The organism is Pseudomonas sp. TWP3-2, assembly GCF_049897765.1.
Taxonomy (GTDB): Bacteria; Pseudomonadota; Gammaproteobacteria; order Pseudomonadales; family Pseudomonadaceae; genus Aquipseudomonas.
In genome coordinates, this window is record NZ_JAFCWW010000002.1 from 373201 (window position 1) to 393364 (window position 20164).

Sequence of the window (20164 nt, forward strand, 5' to 3'; positions counted from 1 at the left end):
ACAACTCATAAGGAGCCGCACCATGAGCCTCAGACTTGGCGACATCGCCCCCGATTTCGAACAGGATTCCAGCGCCGGCAAGATTCGTTTTCACGAATGGCTGGGCGATAGCTGGGGCGTGCTGTTCTCCCATCCGGCGGATTTCACCCCGGTGTGCACCACCGAGCTGGGCTTCACCGCCAAGCTCAAGGATGAATTTTCCAAGCGCGGCGTCAAAGCCATCGCGCTGTCGGTCGACCCGGTGGACTCGCACCACAAGTGGATCGAAGACATCAACGAAACCCAGAACACCATCGTCAACTTTCCGATCCTGGCCGATGCCGATCGCAAGGTTTCCGATCTGTACGATCTGATCCACCCGAACGCCAGCGACACCCTGACGGTGCGCTCGTTGTTCGTGATCGATCCGAACAAAAAGATTCGCCTGACCATTACTTACCCGGCGAGTACCGGGCGCAATTTCCACGAAATCCTGCGGGTGATCGACTCGTTGCAACTCACCGACAACTACAAAGTGGCCACCCCGGCCAACTGGCAGGACGGCGACGAAGTGGTGATCGTGCCGTCGCTCAAGGACGAAGACGAAATCAAAAAACGCTTTCCGAAAGGCTATCGCGCGGTGAAGCCATACCTGCGCCTGACTCCGCAGCCGAACAAGTAATTTCCGAGGATTTGCAGCATCCGCAAAGCAGGGTTTCAGGCCGTTTTCACGGCCTGTTTTTTTGCCCGGTAGAAAGTTTTTCGCATATCTCCAGATCGCATAACCAAATGAATAAATATGATTTATGGATATATAAATCAGCTGGTAAGGTCACTCACATCGAAGCGAGATCGCAACCTGCGAATCGCCTGTAACGCGTAAGGAATCGTCTGAATGCTGGTCGTCTCACTCGGTGGCAGTCCAAGCCTGCGCTCCCGTTCCGGGGTGTTGCTGGAACGCTCGCAACGCTGGTTGCAACAGCAAGGGGTGGAAGTGGTGAGTTATCAGGTGCGGGACTTCCCGGCCGAAGACCTGCTCCACGCGCGCTTCGACAGCCCGAAGGTACTCGACCTGCTGCAACAGATCGAAAACGCCGACGGCCTGCTGATCGCTACACCGGTTTACAAAGCTTCGTTTTCCGGCGCACTGAAAACCGTGCTCGATCTGCTGCCGGAGCGCGCACTGAACCATAAGGTGGTTTTGCCGATGGCTACCGGCGGCAGCATCGCCCATATGTTGGTGGTCGATTACGCCCTCAAGCCAGTGTTGTCGGCATTGAAAGCCCAGGAAATGCTGCAAGGGATTTTTGCCGAGGACAGCCAGATCGCTTACGGCGAAGGCAGTGCCCAGGCGCAGTTGGCACCGGCGCTGGAGCAGCGTCTGCATGAAGCGCTGGATCAGTTCATCGGTGCCATGGCCCGCCGGCCGAAGCCGCTGGAACCGGGTCTGTTGAACGAACGTTTGTTGAGTGCTCGCTGGAGCATTTGAAGCTTCACCCGCATTTGAAGTACTCACCTTACTGGTCCGCTAACGGGCAAGCAGGTGCAGCCAAAACCCCACTGCAAATCAGGAGAGCGCTATGCGCACTGTATTTTTGCGTCGCGGTCTGGTCGCTCTGTTTGCTGCGGCTGTGACGTTCGGCGCCATCACTCAAGCCCAGGCCGAGACGCTGAGAATCGGCTATCAGAAGTACGGCACGCTAGTGCTGCTGAAGGCCAAGGGCACGCTGGAAAAACGCCTCGCGGCCCAAGGCGTCGACGTGCAATGGACTGAGTTTCCCGGCGGCCCACAGCTGCTGGAAGGCTTGAACGTCGGCTCGATCGACTTCGGCGTCACCGGCGAAACCCCGCCAGTCTTCGCGCAAGCAGCCGGCGCCGATCTGCTCTACGTCGCCTACGAACCGCCAGCGCCAAACAGCGAAGCGATCCTCGTACCGAAGGACTCGCCGATCAAATCGGTGGCCGATCTCAAGGGCAAGAAAGTCGCCCTGAACAAAGGCTCCAACGTGCACTACCTGCTGGTACGCGCACTGGAAGACGCCGGTCTCAGATACACCGACATTCAAACGGTATTCCTGCCGCCGGCCGATGCCCGCGCCGCGTTCGAACGTGGCAGCGTGGATGCCTGGGTGATCTGGGATCCGTACCAGGCTGCCGCCGAGAAACAATTGCAAGCGCACACCCTGCGTGACGGCAAAGGCATCGTCGACAACCACCAGTTCTATCTGGCGACCAAGCCTTATGCACAGAAAAATCCAGAGGTGATCAAGACCCTCATCGAAGAAGTGCGCGCAGTTGGCGAATGGTCCAAAGCCAATCCTGAAGACGTGACGCAACAGGTCGCGCCACTGCTCGGCCTTCCGGCAGACATCACCCTGACTTCAGTGAAGCGCCAGGGTTACGGCGCGCTGTTCCTGACCCCGGAAGTGGTCGCCGCGCAACAGAAAATCGCTGACACCTTCTTCGGGCTCAAGCTGATTCCCAAGCCGTTGAGCATCAAGGACGTGATCTGGACCCCTCCGGCCACTGTGGCTAAAGCGCAGTAATTCGAATCCCCAAGGAGACCACTCCATGAGCCTCAATATTTTCTGGTTCCTGCCTACCCACGGTGATGGCCATTACCTTGGCACCGCCGAAGGCGCCCGCGCCGTTGATCACGGTTATCTGCAACAGGTCGCGCAAGCGGCGGATCGTCTGGGTTTTGGCGGTGTGCTGATCCCCACTGGCCGCTCCTGCGAAGACTCGTGGCTGGTGGCAGCGTCGCTGATCCCGGTGACCCAGCGTCTGAAATTCCTCGTCGCCCTGCGTCCCGGGATCATTTCCCCGACGGTGGCAGCGCGTCAGGCTGCGACTCTGGACCGACTGTCCGGCGGTCGTGCGTTGTTCAACCTGGTAACCGGTGGCGATCCGGAAGAATTGGCTGGCGACGGTCTGTTCCTCAGTCACGAAGAGCGCTATCAGGCGTCGGTGGAATTCACCCGCATCTGGCGCCGCGTGCTGGAAGGCGAAACCGTCGATTACGACGGCCAGCACATCAGCGTGAAGGGCGCGAAATTGCTCTATCCGCCGATCCAGCAACCGCGTCCGCCGCTGTACTTCGGTGGGTCTTCCGAAGCGGCGCAGGATCTGGCTGCAGAACAAGTGGAAATGGTTCTGACTTGGGGCGAGCCGCCGGCAGCTGTGGCGGAGAAGATTGAACAAGTGCGCGCCAAAGCCGCCAAGCTCGGACGCACCGTGCGTTTCGGCATTCGTCTGCATGTGATTGTGCGTGAGACCAATGCCGAGGCCTGGCAAGCGGCAGACCGGCTGATCTCGCATCTGGACGACGACACCATCGCTCGCGCTCAGGCTTCACTGGCGCGTTTCGATTCGGTCGGCCAGCAACGCATGGCCGCATTGCACGGCGGCAGTCGCGACAACCTCGAAGTCAGCCCGAACCTGTGGGCCGGCGTCGGTCTGGTGCGCGGCGGTGCCGGTACTGCACTGGTCGGCGATGGTCCGACCGTGGCGGCGCGCGTCAAGGAATACGCCGATCTGGGCATCGATACCTTCATTTTCTCTGGTTATCCACACCTCGAAGAATCCTATCGCGTCGCGGAACTGCTGTTCCCGCATCTGGACATCGAACGTCCGGAACTGCCGAAAGGCGCGGGTTACGTCAGCCCGTTCGGCGAGATGGTGGCCAACGACATTCTGCCCAAAGCCGCGTCGCAGAGCTGAGGCGCGGCCATGAAGAAAATTATCCACAGCCTCGCGCCCTGGGCGTTGCCGGTGTTGTTGCTGGCGGTGTGGCAGCTTTCAGTGTCGGCGGGCTGGTTGTCGACACGGATTTTGCCGGCGCCGGTGGCGGTGATCGAGGCCGGCGTGAGCCTGGTGCGCAGCGGTGAAATCTGGACCCACCTGGCGATCAGCGGCTGGCGCGCGGCGCTGGGCTTCACCATCGGCGGCAGCATCGGTCTGCTGCTGGGCTTCATCACCGGCCTGTCGAAGTGGGGCGAACGCCTGCTCGACAGCTCGGTGCAGATGATCCGCAACGTGCCGCATCTGGCGCTGATTCCGCTGGTGATCCTGTGGTTCGGCATCGACGAGTCGGCGAAGATTTTTCTGGTGGCGTTGGGCACCTTATTCCCGATCTATCTCAACACTTATCACGGCATCCGCAACGTCGACCCGGCGCTGGTGGAAATGGCCCGCAGTTATGGCCTGTCCGGTTTCAGTCTGTTCTGGCAAGTGATTTTGCCGGGCGCGTTGCCCTCGATTCTGGTCGGCGTGCGCTTTGCGCTGGGCTTCATGTGGCTGACGTTGATCGTGGCGGAAACCATCTCGGCCAGCTCCGGCATCGGCTATCTGGCGATGAATGCGCGCGAGTTCTTGCAGACCGACGTGGTGGTGCTGGCGATCCTGCTTTATGCGGTACTCGGCAAACTGGCCGACCTCGCCGCCCGTGGACTTGAGCGCGTGTGGCTGCGCTGGCACCCGGCGTATCAAGTGGCGAAAGGAGGTGCGGCATGACTGCTCAACAACCTCCACGCCTGCTGCGCGGGATTCCGCTGGCGGTGCGCAATCTGCATAAGACTTTCGGCGCGCGGCAAGTGTTGCGCAACGTCGACCTGCACATTCCGGCCGGGCAATTCGTCGCCGTGGTCGGGCGCAGCGGTTGCGGCAAAAGCACCTTGCTGCGTTTGCTCGCGGGATTGGATCTGCCGACTGGCGGGGACTTGCTCGCAGGCTCTGCGCCACTCAGCGATGCGCGCGACGACACGCGCTTGATGTTCCAGGAAGCGCGTCTGCTGCCGTGGAAAAAGATCATCGACAACGTCGGTCTTGGCCTCAAGGGCAACTGGCGCCCGCAAGCCTTGCAGGCGCTGGAATCGGTCGGGCTGGCGGATCGTGCCAATGAATGGCCGGCAGCCTTGTCCGGCGGGCAGAAGCAGCGCGTCGCTCTGGCGCGCGCCCTGATCCATCAGCCGCGCCTGCTACTTCTCGACGAACCGCTGGGCGCGCTGGATGCCCTGACCCGCATCGAGATGCAGCAACTGATCGAACGCCTGTGGCAGCAGCACGGTTTCACGGTGCTGCTGGTGACCCACGACGTCAGCGAAGCGGTGGCGATTGCCGACCGGGTGATTCTGATCGAGGACGGCGAAGTCGGCCTCGACCTGCACATCGAACTGCCGCGCCCGCGGGTACGCGGTTCGCATCGGCTGGCGGCGCTGGAAACCGAAGTACTCAACCGAGTGTTGTCCCTGCCCGGCGAACCGCCGGCACCGGAACCCGTTTCACCCTTGCCTACGCAATTGCGTTGGGCTCAATAACTCAAGCAAACGACAGGAATCATTGCCATGACTATCAAAGCCATCAACGTACGCAACCAGTTCAAAGGCTCGATCAAGGAAATCGTGCTCGGCGACGTGCTGTCGGAAATCGACGTGCAGACCGCTTCCGGCATCGTCACTTCGGTAATCACCACACGCTCGGTCAAAGAGCTGGAACTGGTGGTCGGCAGCGAAGTGATTGCCTTTGTGAAATCCACCGAGGTTTCCATCGCCAAGTTGTAAGCCGGTGAGCAAAAACCAGCCCCGGAGGGTGTCAGCCTTTCGGGGTTTTTTATGCGTGTCTTTCGAGATCTGATATGTTCCGTGCTTTTGCGACAGCAGATACAGGACGCGTATGACGATCAACCGGGATGCAGCAGCGCAATTCCACGCCGGGCTCGGCTATCGGGAGTTCAGCCGCGAGCAGTGGGCGTCCTTTCGCGAGGAGGTGGAGATGAGCCTTTCGCCCGAGCAGATGAGTGCGCTGATCAGTCCTGCCCAGCCGATGGCCACGGAGGAGGTCGTGGATGTCTTGCTTCCGCTGTCGCGCTTGCTGCATCTGCACTGTGCGTCTGCGCAGTCGTTCGGCCAGGTACAAGCGGCCTTCATCGGCGAGCCTGAGTTCAAGGCGCCGTTCATCATCGGTGTTTCCGGCAGTGTCGCGGTGGGTAAAAGCAGTTTCGCCCGAGTGTTGGCAGCGCTGCTGGCCTCCTGGCCCGACTCACCGAATGTGCAACTGGTGACCACGGATTCGTTTCTGTTTCCGCTGGCAACGCTGGAACAGAAGAAGCTGTTGCATCGAAAGGGCTTCCCCGAGTCCTACGACAAATCACTGCTGCTGGATTTTTTGAGCTCGGTGCGCAATGAGGGCAAACCGGTCGACCTGCCGATTTACTCCCACGTGCGCTATGACATTCTGCCGAATGAAACCCAGCGGATCGAGGCGCCGGACATCATTGTCCTTGAGGGCTTGAACGTCCTGCAGGAAGACAAGTACCGCGGATTGAGTGTTCTGGATTTCATAGATTTCTCGATCTATCTCGACGCGACGACCGATGATATCCGCAAGTGGTATCTGCAACGGTTTGTGTACTTGAAGAACACGGCTTTCCAGTCGTCCGAGTCCTATTTCAACAAGTACAAACATCTGTCTGATGAAGACGCGCTGTCGATGGCTTCCGATACCTGGGATCGGGTCAACCTGAAGAATCTGGTCGAGAATATTCTGCCGACCCGTGACAGCGCGACGCTGATCATCAACAAGTCGTCAGATCATTCCGTCGACAAAGTGCTACTGCGCGCTCATTGACGTTCAGCCCGCCGGGGCCGGGCGTTTGGGCAGATACGGCGGCAGGTACAAACCGATATAAGCATCAAACACGCGCATGCCTTCCTCGGCCATGCGCGGGGTGATCTGCCCGTGCTGCTGTACCGAGCGTGCGTAGACGCGATCACCCAACTCCATCGCCAGGGCAAACACATCGACATCGTCCGGTAGCCTTGGCAGTTCGAAGTGATGATCGAACAGTTTGTGCATCAGGTCGCCCAGTTCGAGATCGTGCTGACGGTCGGCCTGGGTGACTTCAGTCAAACCGTGCTGCGCCAGAATCAGTTGGCGGGCGGCGGCGTCTTCGCCATAGATTTCCAGCATGCGTTGTTCGACCAGGCGCGACAGGTCACGCCAGTCGCGCAAGGTTTCGTGATCGATCGGCGCTTGCAGGCAGGCGCGGAATGCCGCGTGTACATCCGCTGTCAGCGCTTCGAGCAGTGCCGGGACGCTGGCGAAGAAGTGGTAGACCGAGGAGGGCGGAATCTGCGCGCGCTCGGCAACGCTGTAAATCGACAGGCTGGCCACGCCCTCGGTGGCGAGCAGCGTGCGCGCGGCATCGAGAATCGAATCGATCCGCGCCTGGCTACGGGCACGGGGTTTGCGAACGGGGGCGGGACGCGTCATGAAAGTCTCCTGCGGGGCAGCGGGCATTGTACGAGCCGGCTTGTGTGTTGTCTGCCACGACGCCATCGCTGGCAAGCCAGCTCCCACAGGTTTTGTGTTGTACTCAAAATCTGTGTCCGCCCCAGATCCCTGTGGGAGCTGGCTTGCCAGCGATCCGCCGCAGGCGGCCATAAAAAAACGCCGTTGGCTTCACAGCCCACGGCGTTTTTCATGTAACTGCAATCCGCTTAAACGGTATGCAGGTACCAGTTGTACTCAAGGTCGGAGATGGAGTGTTCGAACTCCTCCAGCTCACTTTCCTTGCAGGCGACGAAGATATCGATGTATTTCGGATCGATGTACTTGGCCATCACCTCGCTGTCGTCCAGCTCACGCAAGGCATCGCGCAAGTTGTTCGGCAGGCTTTGCTCGTTCTGCTCGTAGCTGTTGCCTTCGACCGGGGCGCCCGGTTCGATCTTGTTGGTCAGACCATGGTGCACGCCTGCCAGAACCGAAGCCATCAACAGGTACGGGTTGGCGTCGGCACCGGCAACCCGGTGTTCGATACGCACCGCATCAGCCGAACCGGTCGGCACGCGAATCGCCACGGTGCGGTTATCCAGGCCCCAGCACGGCGAGTTCGGCACGTAGAACTGTGCGCCGAAACGACGGTAGGAGTTGACGTTCGGGCAGAGGAAAGCCATCTGCGCGGGCAGGGTCTCGAGCACACCGCCGATCGCGTGACGCAGCGCGGCGTTCTGCTCGGGATCCTCGCTGGCAAAAATGTTTTTGCCTTCTTTGTCCAGAATCGAAATGTGTACGTGCAGACCATTGCCCGCCTGGCCCGGATACGGCTTGGCCATGAAGGTGGTGTCCATTTCATGGTCGTAGGCGATGTTCTTGATCAGGCGCTTGAGCAGTACCGCGTAGTCGCAGGCCTTGATCGGGTCGGCGACGTGGTGCAGGTTCACTTCGAACTGCGCCGGGGCACTTTCCTTGACGATGGCGTCGGCCGGGATGCCTTGCTCTTTGGCACCTTCCAGAATGTCCTGGAGGCAGTCGACGTATTCGTCGAGGTCGTCGATCAGGTAGACCTGAGTCGAGTGCGGGCGTTTACCGGAAACCGGCGAGCGTGGCGGTTGCGGACGACCGTTCACGTTCTCCTGGTCGATCAGGTAGAACTCGAGTTCGAACGCGGCGCAGATGGTCAGGCCCATTTCGTCGAACTTGCGCACCACGTTGGCCAGCACTTCACGCGGGTCGGCGAAGAATGGCTGGCCTTCGAGCTCGTGCATGGTCATCAACAGTTGCGCGGTAGGGCGCTTCTGCCATGGCTCGTTGCACAGGGTATCGGGGATTGGATAGCAGATACGATCGGCGTCGCCGATGTCCAGGCCCAGGCCGGTGCTTTCCACCGTCGAACCATTGATATCCAGAGCAAATAGAGAGGCCGGCAGGTTGATGCCTTTCTCGTAAACCTTGTGGAGGCTGGTGCGTTCGATGCGCTTGCCGCGCACCACACCATTCATATCCGCAATCAGAAGGTCGACGTACAGAACCTCAGGATGTTCCTTAAGGAACGCGTTCGCTTCGTTGAGCTGAACGGCACGCGGGGGTACCGACATGATGCAACACCTTTGTTGTTAAAAATATCAATCATTGATCTTTTCTGGTTTCAGTCAACCCGAACGGCCTGCCGAAGTCAAGCGAGGCCTTTTTTGCCCTAAAAAAGCGCCGCGAGGGCATTTATGGGGCAGTTTTGGGCGTTTTTTTACCTTCGCACGCTGCGCCATCCGCAGGCTTGAGCGGGCCGTGTTGTATTTTTTACGGGGGTGTTGTGTAAAAAAATGAACAAGGCTAAGCTCCGATCAAACCCATAACAGCAATAATACCGGGGTGCTTCATGTCTCGCCTGCCGATAATCGGCGTCACCGACTGCTCATTGCAGCGCGGTCTGCATGCTCATCACATCAGTGGCGATACGTCCGTCCACAGCGCAGCCAGCAAGGCGCGCGGCTTGTCAGCTATTTCCCGGTACAGGGCAGATCACGCGGCAACGTCTTCCATCCTGGACGCACGACCCAGCATCCTCTTTAGCGCTTCTCCCTTCAATATAGATCTGTTTCACATCTGCGGCCTGCGCGGTGCCTCTGGCCGTGCTCGTGATTCTGCACGCGCCGGATGTGCACAGGAAATGCAACGCCAGCGTAAAGGGCAGGTAAGCTCCTCTTTCATTGTCTTGGCGCGGTGCCCGGCGTAAGCCGACACTGCGCGCAAGCAAGCCCTACACGCGACGCCCGTGCGTCAAACTTTGCCTGACACGCGTCAGGAGACTCAGCCCAGAGGCATTTATGAGTACCAACCTCGACCAGCTCACCGATTGGTTGAAAGACCACAAGATCACAGAAGTCGAATGCATGATCGCCGACTTGACCGGTATCACCCGGGGCAAGATTTCGCCGACCAACAAATTCATCGCCGAAAAGGGCATGCGCCTGCCAGAAAGTGTTCTGTTGCAGACCGTGACCGGCGATTACGTCGAAGACGACATCTATTACGAACTGCTCGACCCGGCCGACATCGACATGATCTGCCGTCCCGACCAGAACGCCGTTTTCGTCGTGCCGTGGGCCATCGAGCCGACCGCGCAGGTAATCCACGACACCTACGACAAGCAAGGCAATCCGATCGAGCTGTCGCCGCGCAACGTGCTGAAGAAGGTTCTGAAACTCTATTCCGACAAGGGCTGGCAGCCAATCGTGGCGCCGGAAATGGAGTTTTATCTGACCAAACGCAGTGACGACCCCGACTATCCGTTGCAGCCGCCGGTCGGGCGTTCCGGGCGTCCGGAAATCGGTCGTCAGTCGTTCTCTATCGAAGCGGCGAACGAATTCGATCCGCTGTTCGAAGACGTCTACGACTGGTGCGAATTGCAGGAGCTGGACCTCGACACGCTGATCCACGAAGACGGCACGGCGCAGATGGAAATCAACTTCCGTCACGGCGACGCACTGTCGCTGGCCGACCAGATTCTGGTGTTCAAACGCACCATGCGCGAAGCGGCGCTCAAGCACAACGTGGCGGCGACCTTCATGGCCAAGCCAATGACCGGCGAGCCGGGCAGCGCGATGCACCTGCACCAGAGCATCATCGACATTGAAACCGGCAAAAACGTGTTCTCCAATGAAGACGGAAGCATGAGCCAGTTGTTCCTGCACCACATCGGTGGCCTGCAGAAACTGATCCCGGAATTGCTGCCGCTGTTCGCGCCGAACGTCAACTCGTTCCGCCGCTTCCTGCCGGACACCTCTGCGCCGGTGAACGTCGAGTGGGGCGAAGAAAACCGCACCGTCGGCCTGCGTGTGCCGGATGCCGGCCCGCAAAACCGTCGGGTGGAAAACCGCCTGCCGGGCGCCGACGCCAACCCGTACCTGGCGATTGCCGCGAGCCTGCTCTGCGGTTACATCGGCATGGTTGAAGGCCTCAACCCGAGCGCGCCAGTGGTGGGCCGTGGTTATGAACGCAGAAACCTGCGTCTGCCACTGACCATCGAAGACGCGCTGGAGCGCATGGAAAACAGCTCGACCGTCGAGAAATACCTCGGCAAGACCTTCATCACCGGCTACGTCGCGGTCAAGCGGGCCGAGCATGAAAACTTCAAGCGCGTGATCAGTTCGTGGGAACGCGAATACCTGTTGTTCGCCGTCTGATGCGCCCGGCGCGGCGCTCAAAACGCCGCGCCTTCACCGATAACAAGGAGAATTGGCATGACCAGCAACAACCCGCAAACCCGTGAGTGGCAAGCCCTCAGCAACGATCATCACCTGGCGCCGTTCAGCGACTTCAAACAGCTGAAAGAGAAAGGCCCGCGGATCATCACCAGCGCCAAGGGCGTGTACCTCTGGGATAGCGAAGGCAACAAGATTCTCGACGGCATGGCCGGCCTTTGGTGTGTGGCGATCGGTTACGGTCGCGATGAACTGGCCGATGCCGCCAGCAAACAGATGCGCGAGCTGCCTTATTACAATCTGTTCTTCCAGACCGCCCACCCACCGGCGCTGGAGCTGGCCAAGGCGATTGCCGACATCGCGCCAGAAGGCATGAACCACGTGTTCTTCACCGGTTCCGGCTCCGAAGGCAACGACACCATGCTGCGGATGGTTCGCCACTACTGGGCGATCAAAGGCCAGCCGAACAAGAAAGTCATCATCAGCCGCAAGAACGGTTATCACGGTTCCACCGTGGCCGGCGCGAGCCTCGGTGGCATGACTTATATGCATGAGCAGGGCGACTTGCCGATCCCGGGCATCGTGCACATCGCCCAGCCGTACTGGTTCGCCGAAGGCGGCGACATGTCGCCGGAAGAGTTCGGCACCTGGGCGGCCAATCAGCTCGAAGAGAAAATTCTCGAAGTCGGCGTGGATAACGTCGGCGCGTTCATTGCCGAGCCGATTCAGGGCGCTGGCGGCGTGATCATTCCGCCGGACAGCTACTGGCCGCGCGTGAAGGAAATCCTCGCCAAGTACGACATCTTGTTCGTCGCCGACGAAGTGATCTGCGGGTTCGGCCGTACCGGTGAGTGGTTCGGTAGCGATTTCTACGATCTCAAACCGGACATGATGACCATCGCCAAAGGCCTGACCTCCGGCTACATCCCGATGGGTGGCCTGATCGTGCGTGACGAAGTGGTCGCGGTGCTCAACGAGGGCGGCGATTTCAACCACGGTTTCACCTACTCCGGTCACCCGGTGGCGGCAGCGGTAGGTCTGGAAAACATCCGCATCCTGCGCGACGAAAAAATTATCGAGAATGCCCACGACGAAACGGCACCGTATTTGCAGAAACGTCTGCGGGAACTGAGCGATCACCCGTTGGTGGGGGAAGTGCGCGGCGTCGGTCTGCTGGGCGCCATCGAACTGGTGCAGGACAAGGCCACGCGCAAGCGTTACGAAGGGCGTGGCGTGGGCATGATCTGCCGGCAGTTCTGCTTCGACAACGGGCTGATCATGCGCGCGGTGGGCGACACCATGATCATCGCGCCGCCGCTGGTGATCAGCAAAGCGGAGATCGATGAACTGGTGACCAAGGCACGCAAGTGTCTGGATCTGACCCTGAGTGCGTTGCAGGGCTAAGTGCTAGGCTTCTGAGCGAAGGCTGCGCTGCAACTTCGCTCAAGGCTGTCATAAAGGCTGGTCTTTTCTTGAAAGACCGCCTTGGATCTTGCCAGACTAGCCGCGGTTCCAGTTGTCCGGGTTCGGCCGCTGAACAATGTGGTTCAAAAAAGAAAAATTTGGAGCATCAACGCATGAAGGCATTAGGCAAAAAGCTCGCTGGCAAGACTCTGCTCGCCATGTCCCTGATGGGCGTGATGGCGGGTGCGGTTCAAGCGGACGACAAGGTGTTGCACGTTTACAACTGGTCCGACTACATCGCACCGGATACGGTTGCCAAGTTCGAAAAAGAGTCGGGCATCAAAGTTGTCTATGACGTTTTCGACAGTAACGAAACCCTGGAAGCCAAGTTGCTCGCCGGCAAGTCCGGTTACGACATCGTGGTGCCTTCCAACAACTTCCTCGCCAAGCAGATCAAGGCTGGCGTGTATCAGGAACTGGACAAGTCCAAGTTGCCGAACTGGAAGAATCTCGACGAAGACCTGCTCAAGGCCGTCGGCGACGCCAGCGACCCGGGCAACAAACACGCCTTCCCGTACATGTGGGGTTCGATCGGCATCGGTTACAACCCGGAGAAGGTCAAGGCTGCACTGGGCATCGACAAAATCGATTCCTGGGATGTCGTGTTCAAGCCTGAAAACATCGAGAAGCTGAAAAGCTGCGGCGTGAGCTTCCTCGACGCGCCGACCGAAATGATTCCGGCGGCGCTGCACTATCTGGGCAAGCCGACCAACAGCAAAGACAAGGCTGACCTGAAAGCCGCCGAAGATCTGTTCCTGAAGATCCGCCCTTCGGTTGGTTACTTCCATTCCTCCAAGTACATCTCCGACCTGGCCAACGGCAACATCTGCGTGGCCGTGGGTTACTCGGGTGACCTCGAGCAGTCGAAAACCCGCGCCAAGGAAGCCGGTGACAAGGTCAAACTGGCCTACACCATTCCGAAAGAAGGCGCCGGTACCTTCTACGACATGGTTGCGATTCCGAAGGACGCCACCAACGTTGAAGCCGCCTACAAGTTCATGAACTACCTGCTGCAGCCGGAAGTGATGGCCGAGATTACCAACGCCGTGCGTTTCCCGAACGGCAACAAGGCCGCTACACCGCTGGTGGACAAAGACATCACCAGCGATGCGAGCATCTATCCATCGGCTGAAGTGAAGAAACAGCTCTACGCGATCAGCGATCTGGACGCGGCTACTTTGCGCCTGATCACGCGCAGCTGGACCAAGATCAAATCCGGTAAATAATCCGGTTTGAAGCAGCACCCGCTGGCCGTCGTCTGCGCGATGGCGGCCAGCGGAATAATTAAATGACGGAAAGTTTTGCTGGATCGGTTTTTCGAGGGTAAGTTGCGCGCCGGTTTTGTTGTCGGGCAGCCATGGCTGTCATGCAGCGCGGGGCAACTTGGGCCCAACTAATTTAGAGGACCTCCACGTGCCTGTTTTTTCTTCTTTGCGCAATGCCCTGCTGGTCACTGCCGGCCTGACAATCGCTGTCGGCGCCCAGGCTGCCGGTACGGTGCATATTTATAACTGGTCGGATTACATCGGCGAATCGACGCTGGCCGACTTCCAGAAGGCCACCGGGATCAAACCGGTCTACGACGTGTTTGATTCCAACGAAACCCTGGAAGGCAAGCTGCTCGCCGGGCGTACCGGTTACGACGTGGTCGTGCCGTCGAACCACTTCCTCGGCAAGCAGATCAAGGCTGGCGCGTTCCAGAAACTGGACAAGGCGCAGTTGCCTAATTACGCCAACCTCGACCCGATGCTGCTCAAGCGTCTTGAGCAGAACGATCCGGGCAACCTGTACGCCGTGCCGTACCTGTGGGGCACCAACGGCATTGGTTACAACGTCGATAAAGTGAAGGCGGTGCTTGGCGTCGACAAGATCGATTCGTGGGGCGTGCTGTTCGAGCCGGAGAACATCAAGAAGCTGCAAAGCTGTGGCGTGGCGTTCCTTGATTCGGCCGATGAAATGATGCCGACCGTGCTCAACTATCTGGGCCTGGATGCCAACAGCACCAACCCCAAGGATTACGAGAAAGCCACCGACAAATTGCTCGCCGTGCGCCCGTACGTGACCTACTTCCATTCCTCGAAATACATCGGCGATCTGGCCAACGGCGACATCTGCGTGGCCATCGGTTTCTCCGGCGATATCTTCCAGGCGAAGAACCGTGCCGCAGAAGCCAAGAAGGGCGTCAACATCGCCTACGCGGTGCCGAAAGAGGGCGGTGCATTGTGGTTCGACATGCTGGCGATTCCCAAGGATTCGTCGAACGTGAAACAAGCCCACGCCTTCATCAATTATCTGCTGAAACCTGAGGTGATCGCCCAGGTCAGTGACTACGTCGGTTACGCCAACCCGAATCCGGGTTCGGACAAGTTGATGGAGCAATCGATCCGCACCGATGAATCGGTGTATCCACCGCAGGCCGTAATCGACAAGGCTTATGTGTCGACCGAGTTGCCACCGAACATTCAGCGTCTGATGACCCGCAGCTGGACCAAGGTCAAGTCGGGCATGTAAGGCACAAACTATCCTGGGTTCGTCCGCTTGGGCGAACTGCACTGTTTTTTTCTGGGAGTTTTGTAAATGGCAGTTGCCTCCGGCGCCTATAAGAAAGCCCTCGAGGGCGACCAGACACCGAAACAGGTGTTGGTCAAAATCGACCGGGTCACGAAGAAGTTCGACGAGACGATTGCCGTGGACGACGTGTCCCTGGAAATCAAGAAAGGCGAGATTTTCGCCCTGCTCGGCGGTTCGGGATCGGGCAAATCCACCCTGCTGCGCATGCTCGCAGGGTTCGAACGGCCCACGGAGGGGCGCATTTTTCTCGACGGCGTAGACATCACCGACATGCCGCCGTACGAACGTCCGATCAACATGATGTTCCAGTCCTACGCGTTGTTCCCGCACATGACTGTGGCGCAGAACATCGCCTTCGGTTTGCAGCAGGACAAGATTCCCAAGGCCGAGGTCGAGGCCCGTGTGGCCGAGATGCTCAAGCTGGTGCAGATGAGTCAGTACGCCAAGCGCAAGCCGCATCAACTGTCTGGTGGTCAGCGTCAGCGCGTGGCACTGGCACGTTCGCTGGCCAAGCGGCCGAAGCTGTTGCTGCTCGACGAGCCGATGGGCGCGCTGGATAAAAAGCTGCGCTCGCAGATGCAGCTGGAACTGGTGGAAATCATCGAACGCGTCGGTGTGACCTGCGTGATGGTGACCCACGACCAGGAAGAGGCCATGACCATGGCCGAGCGCATTGCGATCATGCACCTGGGCTGGATCGCGCAGATCGGCAGCCCGATCGACATCTACGAAACCCCGACCAGCCGCCTGGTCTGCGAATTCATCGGCAACGTAAACATCTTCGAAGGCGAAGTGATCGACGACGCCGAAGGCTACGCGACCATCACCTGCAAGGATCTCGACCGGCAGATCTACGTCGGCCACGGCATCAGCACCTCGGTGCAGGACAAATCCGTGACCTACGCGATCCGTCCGGAGAAACTGCTGGTCACCGCCGAAATGCCGACCTGCGAGTACAACTGGTCGAGCGGCAAAGTGCATGACATTGCCTACCTCGGCGGCCACTCGGTGTTCTACGTCGAATTGCCGAGCGGCAAACTGGTGCAGTCGTTCGTGGCCAACGCCGAACGTCGCGGTGCACGTCCGACCTGGGGCGATCAGGTTTTCGTGTACTGGGAAGACGACAGCGGCGTGGTACTGCGCTCATGAACATGCGCAAGTTCAAACGGCGCATTAATCGAATAATTCCAAATGGCCGTCAGCTGGTCATCGGGGTTCCGTTCATCTGGCTGTTCCTGTTCTTCATGCTGCCGTTCTTCATCGTCCTGAAGATCAGCTTCGCCGAAGCCGACGTGGCGATTCCGCCGTACACCGAGATCTACACCTTTGCCGAGCAGAAGCTGCAACTGCTGCTGAACCTCGGTAACTACGCGATGCTCGGCGACGACGAGTTGTACATCGCCGCCTACCTCGGCTCGCTGAAGATGGCGCTGATCAGCACCGTCCTCTGCCTGGCGATCGGCTACCCGATGGCTTATGCCATCGCCAGCGCACGCAAAGAGATGCAAACCGTGCTGGTGCTGCTGATCATGATGCCGACCTGGACCGCGATCCTGATTCGCGTGTATGCGTGGATGGGCATCCTCAGCAACAACGGTCTGCTCAACGGTTTCCTGATGAGCATGGGCTTGATTGATGAGCCATTGCAGATCCTCAACACCAACCTCGCTGTGTATATCGGCGTGGTCTATTCGTACCTGCCGTTCATGATCCTGCCGCTCTACGCGAATCTGGTGAAGCACGACAACAGCTTGCTGGAAGCCGCGTCCGATCTGGGTTCGAGCACCTTCAACAGCTTCTGGAAAATCACCATTCCACTGTCGAAGAACGGCATCATCGCCGGCTGCATGCTGGTGTTCATCCCGGTCGTGGGCGAGTTCGTGATCCCGGAACTGCTCGGCGGCCCGGAAACCCTGATGATCGGTAAAGTGCTCTGGCAAGAGTTCTTCAACAACCGTGACTGGCCGGTAGCCTCCGCGCTGGCGGTGGTGATGCTGGCGATCCTGATTGTGCCGATCATCCTGTTCAACCGCAGTCAGGCCAAGGAAATGGAGGGTAAAGAATGAAGCGCATCCGTTTCTCCAGCCTGATGCTGGTGCTCGGCTTGTTGTTCATCTATCTGCCGATGCTGATCCTGGTGATCTACTCGTTCAACGCCTCGAAACTGGTGACGGTGTGGGGCGGCTGGTCGATCAAGTGGTACGTCGGTCTGCTCGATAACTCGCAACTGATGGGCTCGGTGCTGCGCTCGCTGGAAATCGCCTGCTACACGGCGGTGGCCGCCGTAGCGCTGGGTACGTTGGCGGCGTTCGTGCTGACGCGCATCACGCACTTCAAGGGCCGCACGTTGTTCGGCGGTCTGGTGACCGCGCCGCTGGTAATGCCGGAAGTGATCACCGGTCTGTCGCTGTTGCTGCTGTTTGTGGCCATGGCGCAGATGATCGGCTGGCCGCAGGAACGTGGCATCGTCACCATCTGGATCGCCCATACGACGTTCTGTGCGGCGTATGTGGCGGTGGTGGTGTCGGCGCGTCTGCGTGAGCTGGACCTGTCGATTGAAGAAGCGGCGATGGACCTGGGGGCGCGGCCGTGGAAGGTGTTCTTCCTGATCACCATCCCGATGATTGCGCCATCGCTGGCAGCGGGCGGCATGATGTCCTTCGCCTTGTCGCTGGATGACCTGGTGCTGGCGAGCTTCGTCTCCGGACCGGGTTCGACGACGCTGCCGATGGAAGTGTTCTCGGCGGTGCGTCTGGGCGTGAAACCCGAGATCAACGCCGTCGCCAGTCTGATTCTGCTGGCGGTGTCGATCGTGACCTTCATGGTCTGGTTCTTCAGCCGCCGCGCCGAAGAAGCACGCAAGAAAGCCATCCAGCAAGCCATCGACGAAAGCGCCGCCGATTCATGGAAACAACCGGACGTGCGCCGGGCACCGGCACCGGGAGCGGCGTAAGCAGTCATGGGGCTGATCACAAATGTGTGATCAGCCCCATTCCCTGTGGGAGCGGGCTTGCCCGCGATAGCGGCGTTCGATTCAACATTGATGTCGGATGTGACGACGTCATCGCTGGCAAGCCAGCTCCCACAGGTTTATCTGCGGTCAGTTAATCCAGGGGGATTTGCGGATGACTTCAACGAAGTTCATCGGCGTGAACCCCGGCTCCTGATCCTTCAGCACATCGGTCTTCACATTGCCGAACGTGGTCTGCGGACGATGCCGCAAGCCATCGGCAAACGCGCAGATGATGCACTCCTTGAAACCCTCTCCGCGTGGATGCGCATGCACCACGGCTTCGCGCTGCACTGTGCTGAACGCCGCGTAATCCATGCCCAACACGTCCATCTCCACACCCGCTGTCACCAGCGCCACGGTCGGGCGCAGATGCTTGGGCACGCCCGGCGTGGTGTGCAGGGCAATCGACAGCCACACCTGTTCAATGTCGTCATCGCTCAGTCCGTAAGGCTTGAGAAACGCCGCCGCCGCATTGGCGCCGTCCACTTCAAAACGCTCATCGTCACTGCGATGACCTTCGACCAGCCCGAGATCGTGGAACATCGCGCCGACGTACAACAACTGCGGGTCGTAGGCCAGTTGCTGCCGCTCACCGCTCAGCGCGCCGAACAGGAATACCCGGCGCGAATGGTGGTAAAGCAAATCGGATTCGATGTCGCGGATGTACTCGGTGGTGGCCCGGGCGAGGGCGCTGTCGGGGATCTGGATGCCGGCAATGGTCGTGCTCATGGGGTTTGTCCTCATCGCAAACGCCGGGGCGGCGCTGATGGGCAAAGTCTGTGCTTGCGTTACAGCGCGAACAATCGACGCATGGCTGCGATCCTTGCCAATCAACCGGTAAATCGTGCCAACTCGCAAATGTCGGGCGAGCGACTTACTGTGGCGAGGGAGCTTGCTCCCGCTGGGCTGCGAAGCAGACCCAAAACCTGCAACCACGTTCTTGCAGAAAATCCGTTCCAGCCGGGTTACGACTGCTGCGCAGCCGAGCGGGAGCAAGCTCCCTCGCCACAGGGGTTTATTGGAGATCTTTGGAACCATGAACAAAACCATCGCCATCGTGGTGTTCCCCGGCGTGCAGTCGCTGGATGTCAGCGGGCCCATGGATGTGTTCGCCGAGGCCAATCGCTTTCTGCCGTCCGAAGATCACTATCGGCTGGAAGTGATCGGCGTCGAGCACGGGCCGATGGCCTGTTCCAACGGCTTGACCCTGAGCGCTCATCAGCATTTCAGCGAGGCTGTGCAGGACTACGATTTACTGCTGGTGGCCGGCGGACCGCAGTTGCCATTCATGGACTTCGGCAAGACGTTTGATGTTTGGTTGCGTGATGCCTGCGCGCGGGCGCAGCGCTTCGGCTCGATCTGCAACGGTGCATTCATGCTCGCTCGCGCCGGGTTGCTCGAAGGACGCACCGTCACCACCCACTGGAACGACGCCGAAGCTCTGGCGCAGTTGTGCCCGACGACGCGGGTGGAAGCTGATCGGTTGTACGTCGAGGACGGTCAGCTCTACACCTCGGCGGGGGTCACGGCGGGGATCGATCTGTCGCTGTACCTGCTGGCGCGCGATCACGGCGCCGAGGTGGCGTTGAGCGTGGCCAAGCGGCTGGTGGTATTCACCCAGCGCTCGGGCGGGCAGTCGCAGTTCAGCCCGTTTCTGACGCCGCATGCCGAGCCGACCTCGGCGGTGGCGATGGTGCAGTTGTATGTATTGGCCAATCTGACCGGGGATCTGACGATTGCCGATCTGGCGAATGCGGCGAACATGAGTGCGCGCAATTTCTCGCGGGTGTTTGCGCGGGAGGCGAAGGTTACGCCGGCGGAGTTCGTCGAACGGGCGCGGGTGGATGCGGCGCGAGTGATGCTGGAGAGTACGGCGGCGGCGTTAAAGACCGTAGCGTATCAGTGCGGATTTCGTGATGCTCAGCATATGCGCGCGGTGTTCAACCGGCGGCTGGGGGTTACGCCGCAGCAGTTTCGGATGAATTTTTCGCTGGTGGTTTGAGGGTGAGGGCAGGCTTGAGATTGCCTGCCCTCACCCCAGCCCTCTCCCAGAGGGAGAGGGGGCCGATTGGGGGATATTGGAGGGATACGCCGACCTGAACGAGCTCGGCTGAATCCATAATCGACTCCAATCATTCAGGTCGATGTATGACGCAAGACA

The 20164-nt window shown here is 59.4% G+C and carries 19 protein-coding genes; 16 read left to right on the forward strand and 3 right to left on the reverse strand.

Annotated features, from left to right (window positions below):
* Window positions 1-22 precede the first annotated feature (22 nt).
* The 8 genes from ACP7EE_RS04875 (at window position 23) to coaA (ending at window position 6603) form a co-directional block, all read left to right on the forward strand.
* A complete protein-coding gene (locus ACP7EE_RS04875) occupies window positions 23-661 on the forward strand; it encodes a peroxiredoxin (RefSeq protein WP_426233769.1) in 639 nt (212 codons plus the stop codon).
* Between the two features lie 213 nt (window positions 662-874).
* Window positions 875-1468: an NADPH-dependent FMN reductase gene (gene ssuE, locus ACP7EE_RS04880; RefSeq protein WP_420647433.1), complete on the forward strand. Its 594-nt coding sequence runs from the start codon at window positions 875-877 to the stop codon at window positions 1466-1468.
* A 91-nt stretch (window positions 1469-1559) separates the two neighbouring features.
* The gene (locus tag ACP7EE_RS04885) at window positions 1560-2525 is read left to right on the forward strand and encodes a sulfonate ABC transporter substrate-binding protein (RefSeq protein WP_426233770.1); all 966 of its coding nucleotides are present in this window, start codon (window positions 1560-1562) and stop codon (window positions 2523-2525) included.
* Window positions 2526-2550: 25 nt separating this feature from the next.
* Window positions 2551-3699, forward strand: a complete 1149-nt coding sequence (gene ssuD, locus ACP7EE_RS04890; RefSeq protein WP_426233771.1) for an FMNH2-dependent alkanesulfonate monooxygenase — start codon at window positions 2551-2553, stop codon at window positions 3697-3699.
* Between the two features lie 9 nt (window positions 3700-3708).
* Window positions 3709-4491, forward strand: a complete 783-nt coding sequence (gene ssuC / locus ACP7EE_RS04895; RefSeq protein ID WP_426233772.1) for an aliphatic sulfonate ABC transporter permease SsuC — start codon at window positions 3709-3711, stop codon at window positions 4489-4491.
* Complete coding sequence (ssuB, locus tag ACP7EE_RS04900) at window positions 4488-5294, forward strand: aliphatic sulfonates ABC transporter ATP-binding protein (RefSeq protein WP_426233773.1); 807 nt, start codon at window positions 4488-4490, stop codon at window positions 5292-5294. The genes ssuC and ssuB overlap by 4 nt, the downstream gene beginning before the upstream one ends.
* A 27-nt stretch (window positions 5295-5321) precedes the next feature.
* A complete protein-coding gene (locus ACP7EE_RS04905) occupies window positions 5322-5537 on the forward strand; it encodes a TOBE domain-containing protein (protein WP_003229256.1) in 216 nt (71 codons plus the stop codon).
* A 112-nt stretch (window positions 5538-5649) separates the two neighbouring features.
* Window positions 5650-6603, forward strand: coding sequence for a type I pantothenate kinase (coaA, locus tag ACP7EE_RS04910; RefSeq protein ID WP_426205307.1), 954 nt, complete (start codon window positions 5650-5652; stop codon window positions 6601-6603).
* Window positions 6604-6606: 3 nt separating this feature from the next.
* Here the strand turns inward: coaA and ACP7EE_RS04915 are convergent, their stop codons facing one another.
* Window positions 6607-7248, reverse strand: coding sequence for a TetR/AcrR family transcriptional regulator (locus ACP7EE_RS04915; RefSeq protein WP_426233774.1), 642 nt, complete (start codon window positions 7246-7248; stop codon window positions 6607-6609).
* Window positions 7249-7475: 227 nt separating this feature from the next.
* Window positions 7476-8852 (reverse strand): glutamine synthetase family protein, encoded by a 1377-nt coding sequence (locus ACP7EE_RS04920; protein WP_150604743.1) that lies wholly within the window; start codon window positions 8850-8852, stop codon window positions 7476-7478.
* A 726-nt stretch (window positions 8853-9578) separates the two neighbouring features.
* Between ACP7EE_RS04920 and ACP7EE_RS04925 the strand changes: the two genes are divergently transcribed.
* From ACP7EE_RS04925 to ACP7EE_RS04955, 7 genes are all read left to right on the forward strand, one after another.
* On the forward strand, window positions 9579-10937 hold the full coding sequence (locus ACP7EE_RS04925; protein ID WP_426233775.1) for a glutamine synthetase family protein: 1359 nt from the start codon (window positions 9579-9581) through the stop codon (window positions 10935-10937).
* Between the two features lie 57 nt (window positions 10938-10994).
* Complete coding sequence (locus ACP7EE_RS04930) at window positions 10995-12359, forward strand: aspartate aminotransferase family protein (protein ID WP_426233776.1); 1365 nt, start codon at window positions 10995-10997, stop codon at window positions 12357-12359.
* A gap of 173 nt (window positions 12360-12532) precedes the next feature.
* Window positions 12533-13645, forward strand: a complete 1113-nt coding sequence (locus ACP7EE_RS04935) for a polyamine ABC transporter substrate-binding protein (RefSeq protein ID WP_426233777.1) — start codon at window positions 12533-12535, stop codon at window positions 13643-13645.
* Between the two features lie 187 nt (window positions 13646-13832).
* On the forward strand, window positions 13833-14930 hold the full coding sequence (locus ACP7EE_RS04940) for a polyamine ABC transporter substrate-binding protein (RefSeq protein WP_420647421.1): 1098 nt from the start codon (window positions 13833-13835) through the stop codon (window positions 14928-14930).
* A gap of 66 nt (window positions 14931-14996) precedes the next feature.
* Window positions 14997-16139 carry an ABC transporter ATP-binding protein gene (locus ACP7EE_RS04945; protein ID WP_420647420.1) on the forward strand — a complete coding sequence of 381 codons (1143 nt, stop codon included), beginning with the start codon at window positions 14997-14999 and terminating at the stop codon, window positions 16137-16139.
* A 35-nt stretch (window positions 16140-16174) separates the two neighbouring features.
* Window positions 16175-17056 (forward strand): ABC transporter permease subunit, encoded by an 882-nt coding sequence (locus ACP7EE_RS04950; RefSeq protein WP_426233838.1) that lies wholly within the window; start codon window positions 16175-16177, stop codon window positions 17054-17056.
* A complete protein-coding gene (locus tag ACP7EE_RS04955) occupies window positions 17053-17943 on the forward strand; it encodes an ABC transporter permease subunit (protein WP_426205302.1) in 891 nt (296 codons plus the stop codon). The genes ACP7EE_RS04950 and ACP7EE_RS04955 overlap by 4 nt, the downstream gene beginning before the upstream one ends.
* 147 nt (window positions 17944-18090) lie before the next feature.
* Here the strand turns inward: ACP7EE_RS04955 and ACP7EE_RS04960 are convergent, their stop codons facing one another.
* On the reverse strand, window positions 18091-18732 hold the full coding sequence (locus ACP7EE_RS04960; protein ID WP_426233778.1) for an HD domain-containing protein: 642 nt from the start codon (window positions 18730-18732) through the stop codon (window positions 18091-18093).
* A gap of 307 nt (window positions 18733-19039) precedes the next feature.
* Between ACP7EE_RS04960 and ACP7EE_RS04965 the strand changes: the two genes are divergently transcribed.
* Window positions 19040-20005: a GlxA family transcriptional regulator gene (locus ACP7EE_RS04965; protein ID WP_426233779.1), complete on the forward strand. Its 966-nt coding sequence runs from the start codon at window positions 19040-19042 to the stop codon at window positions 20003-20005.
* Window positions 20006-20164: the final 159 nt, after the last annotated feature.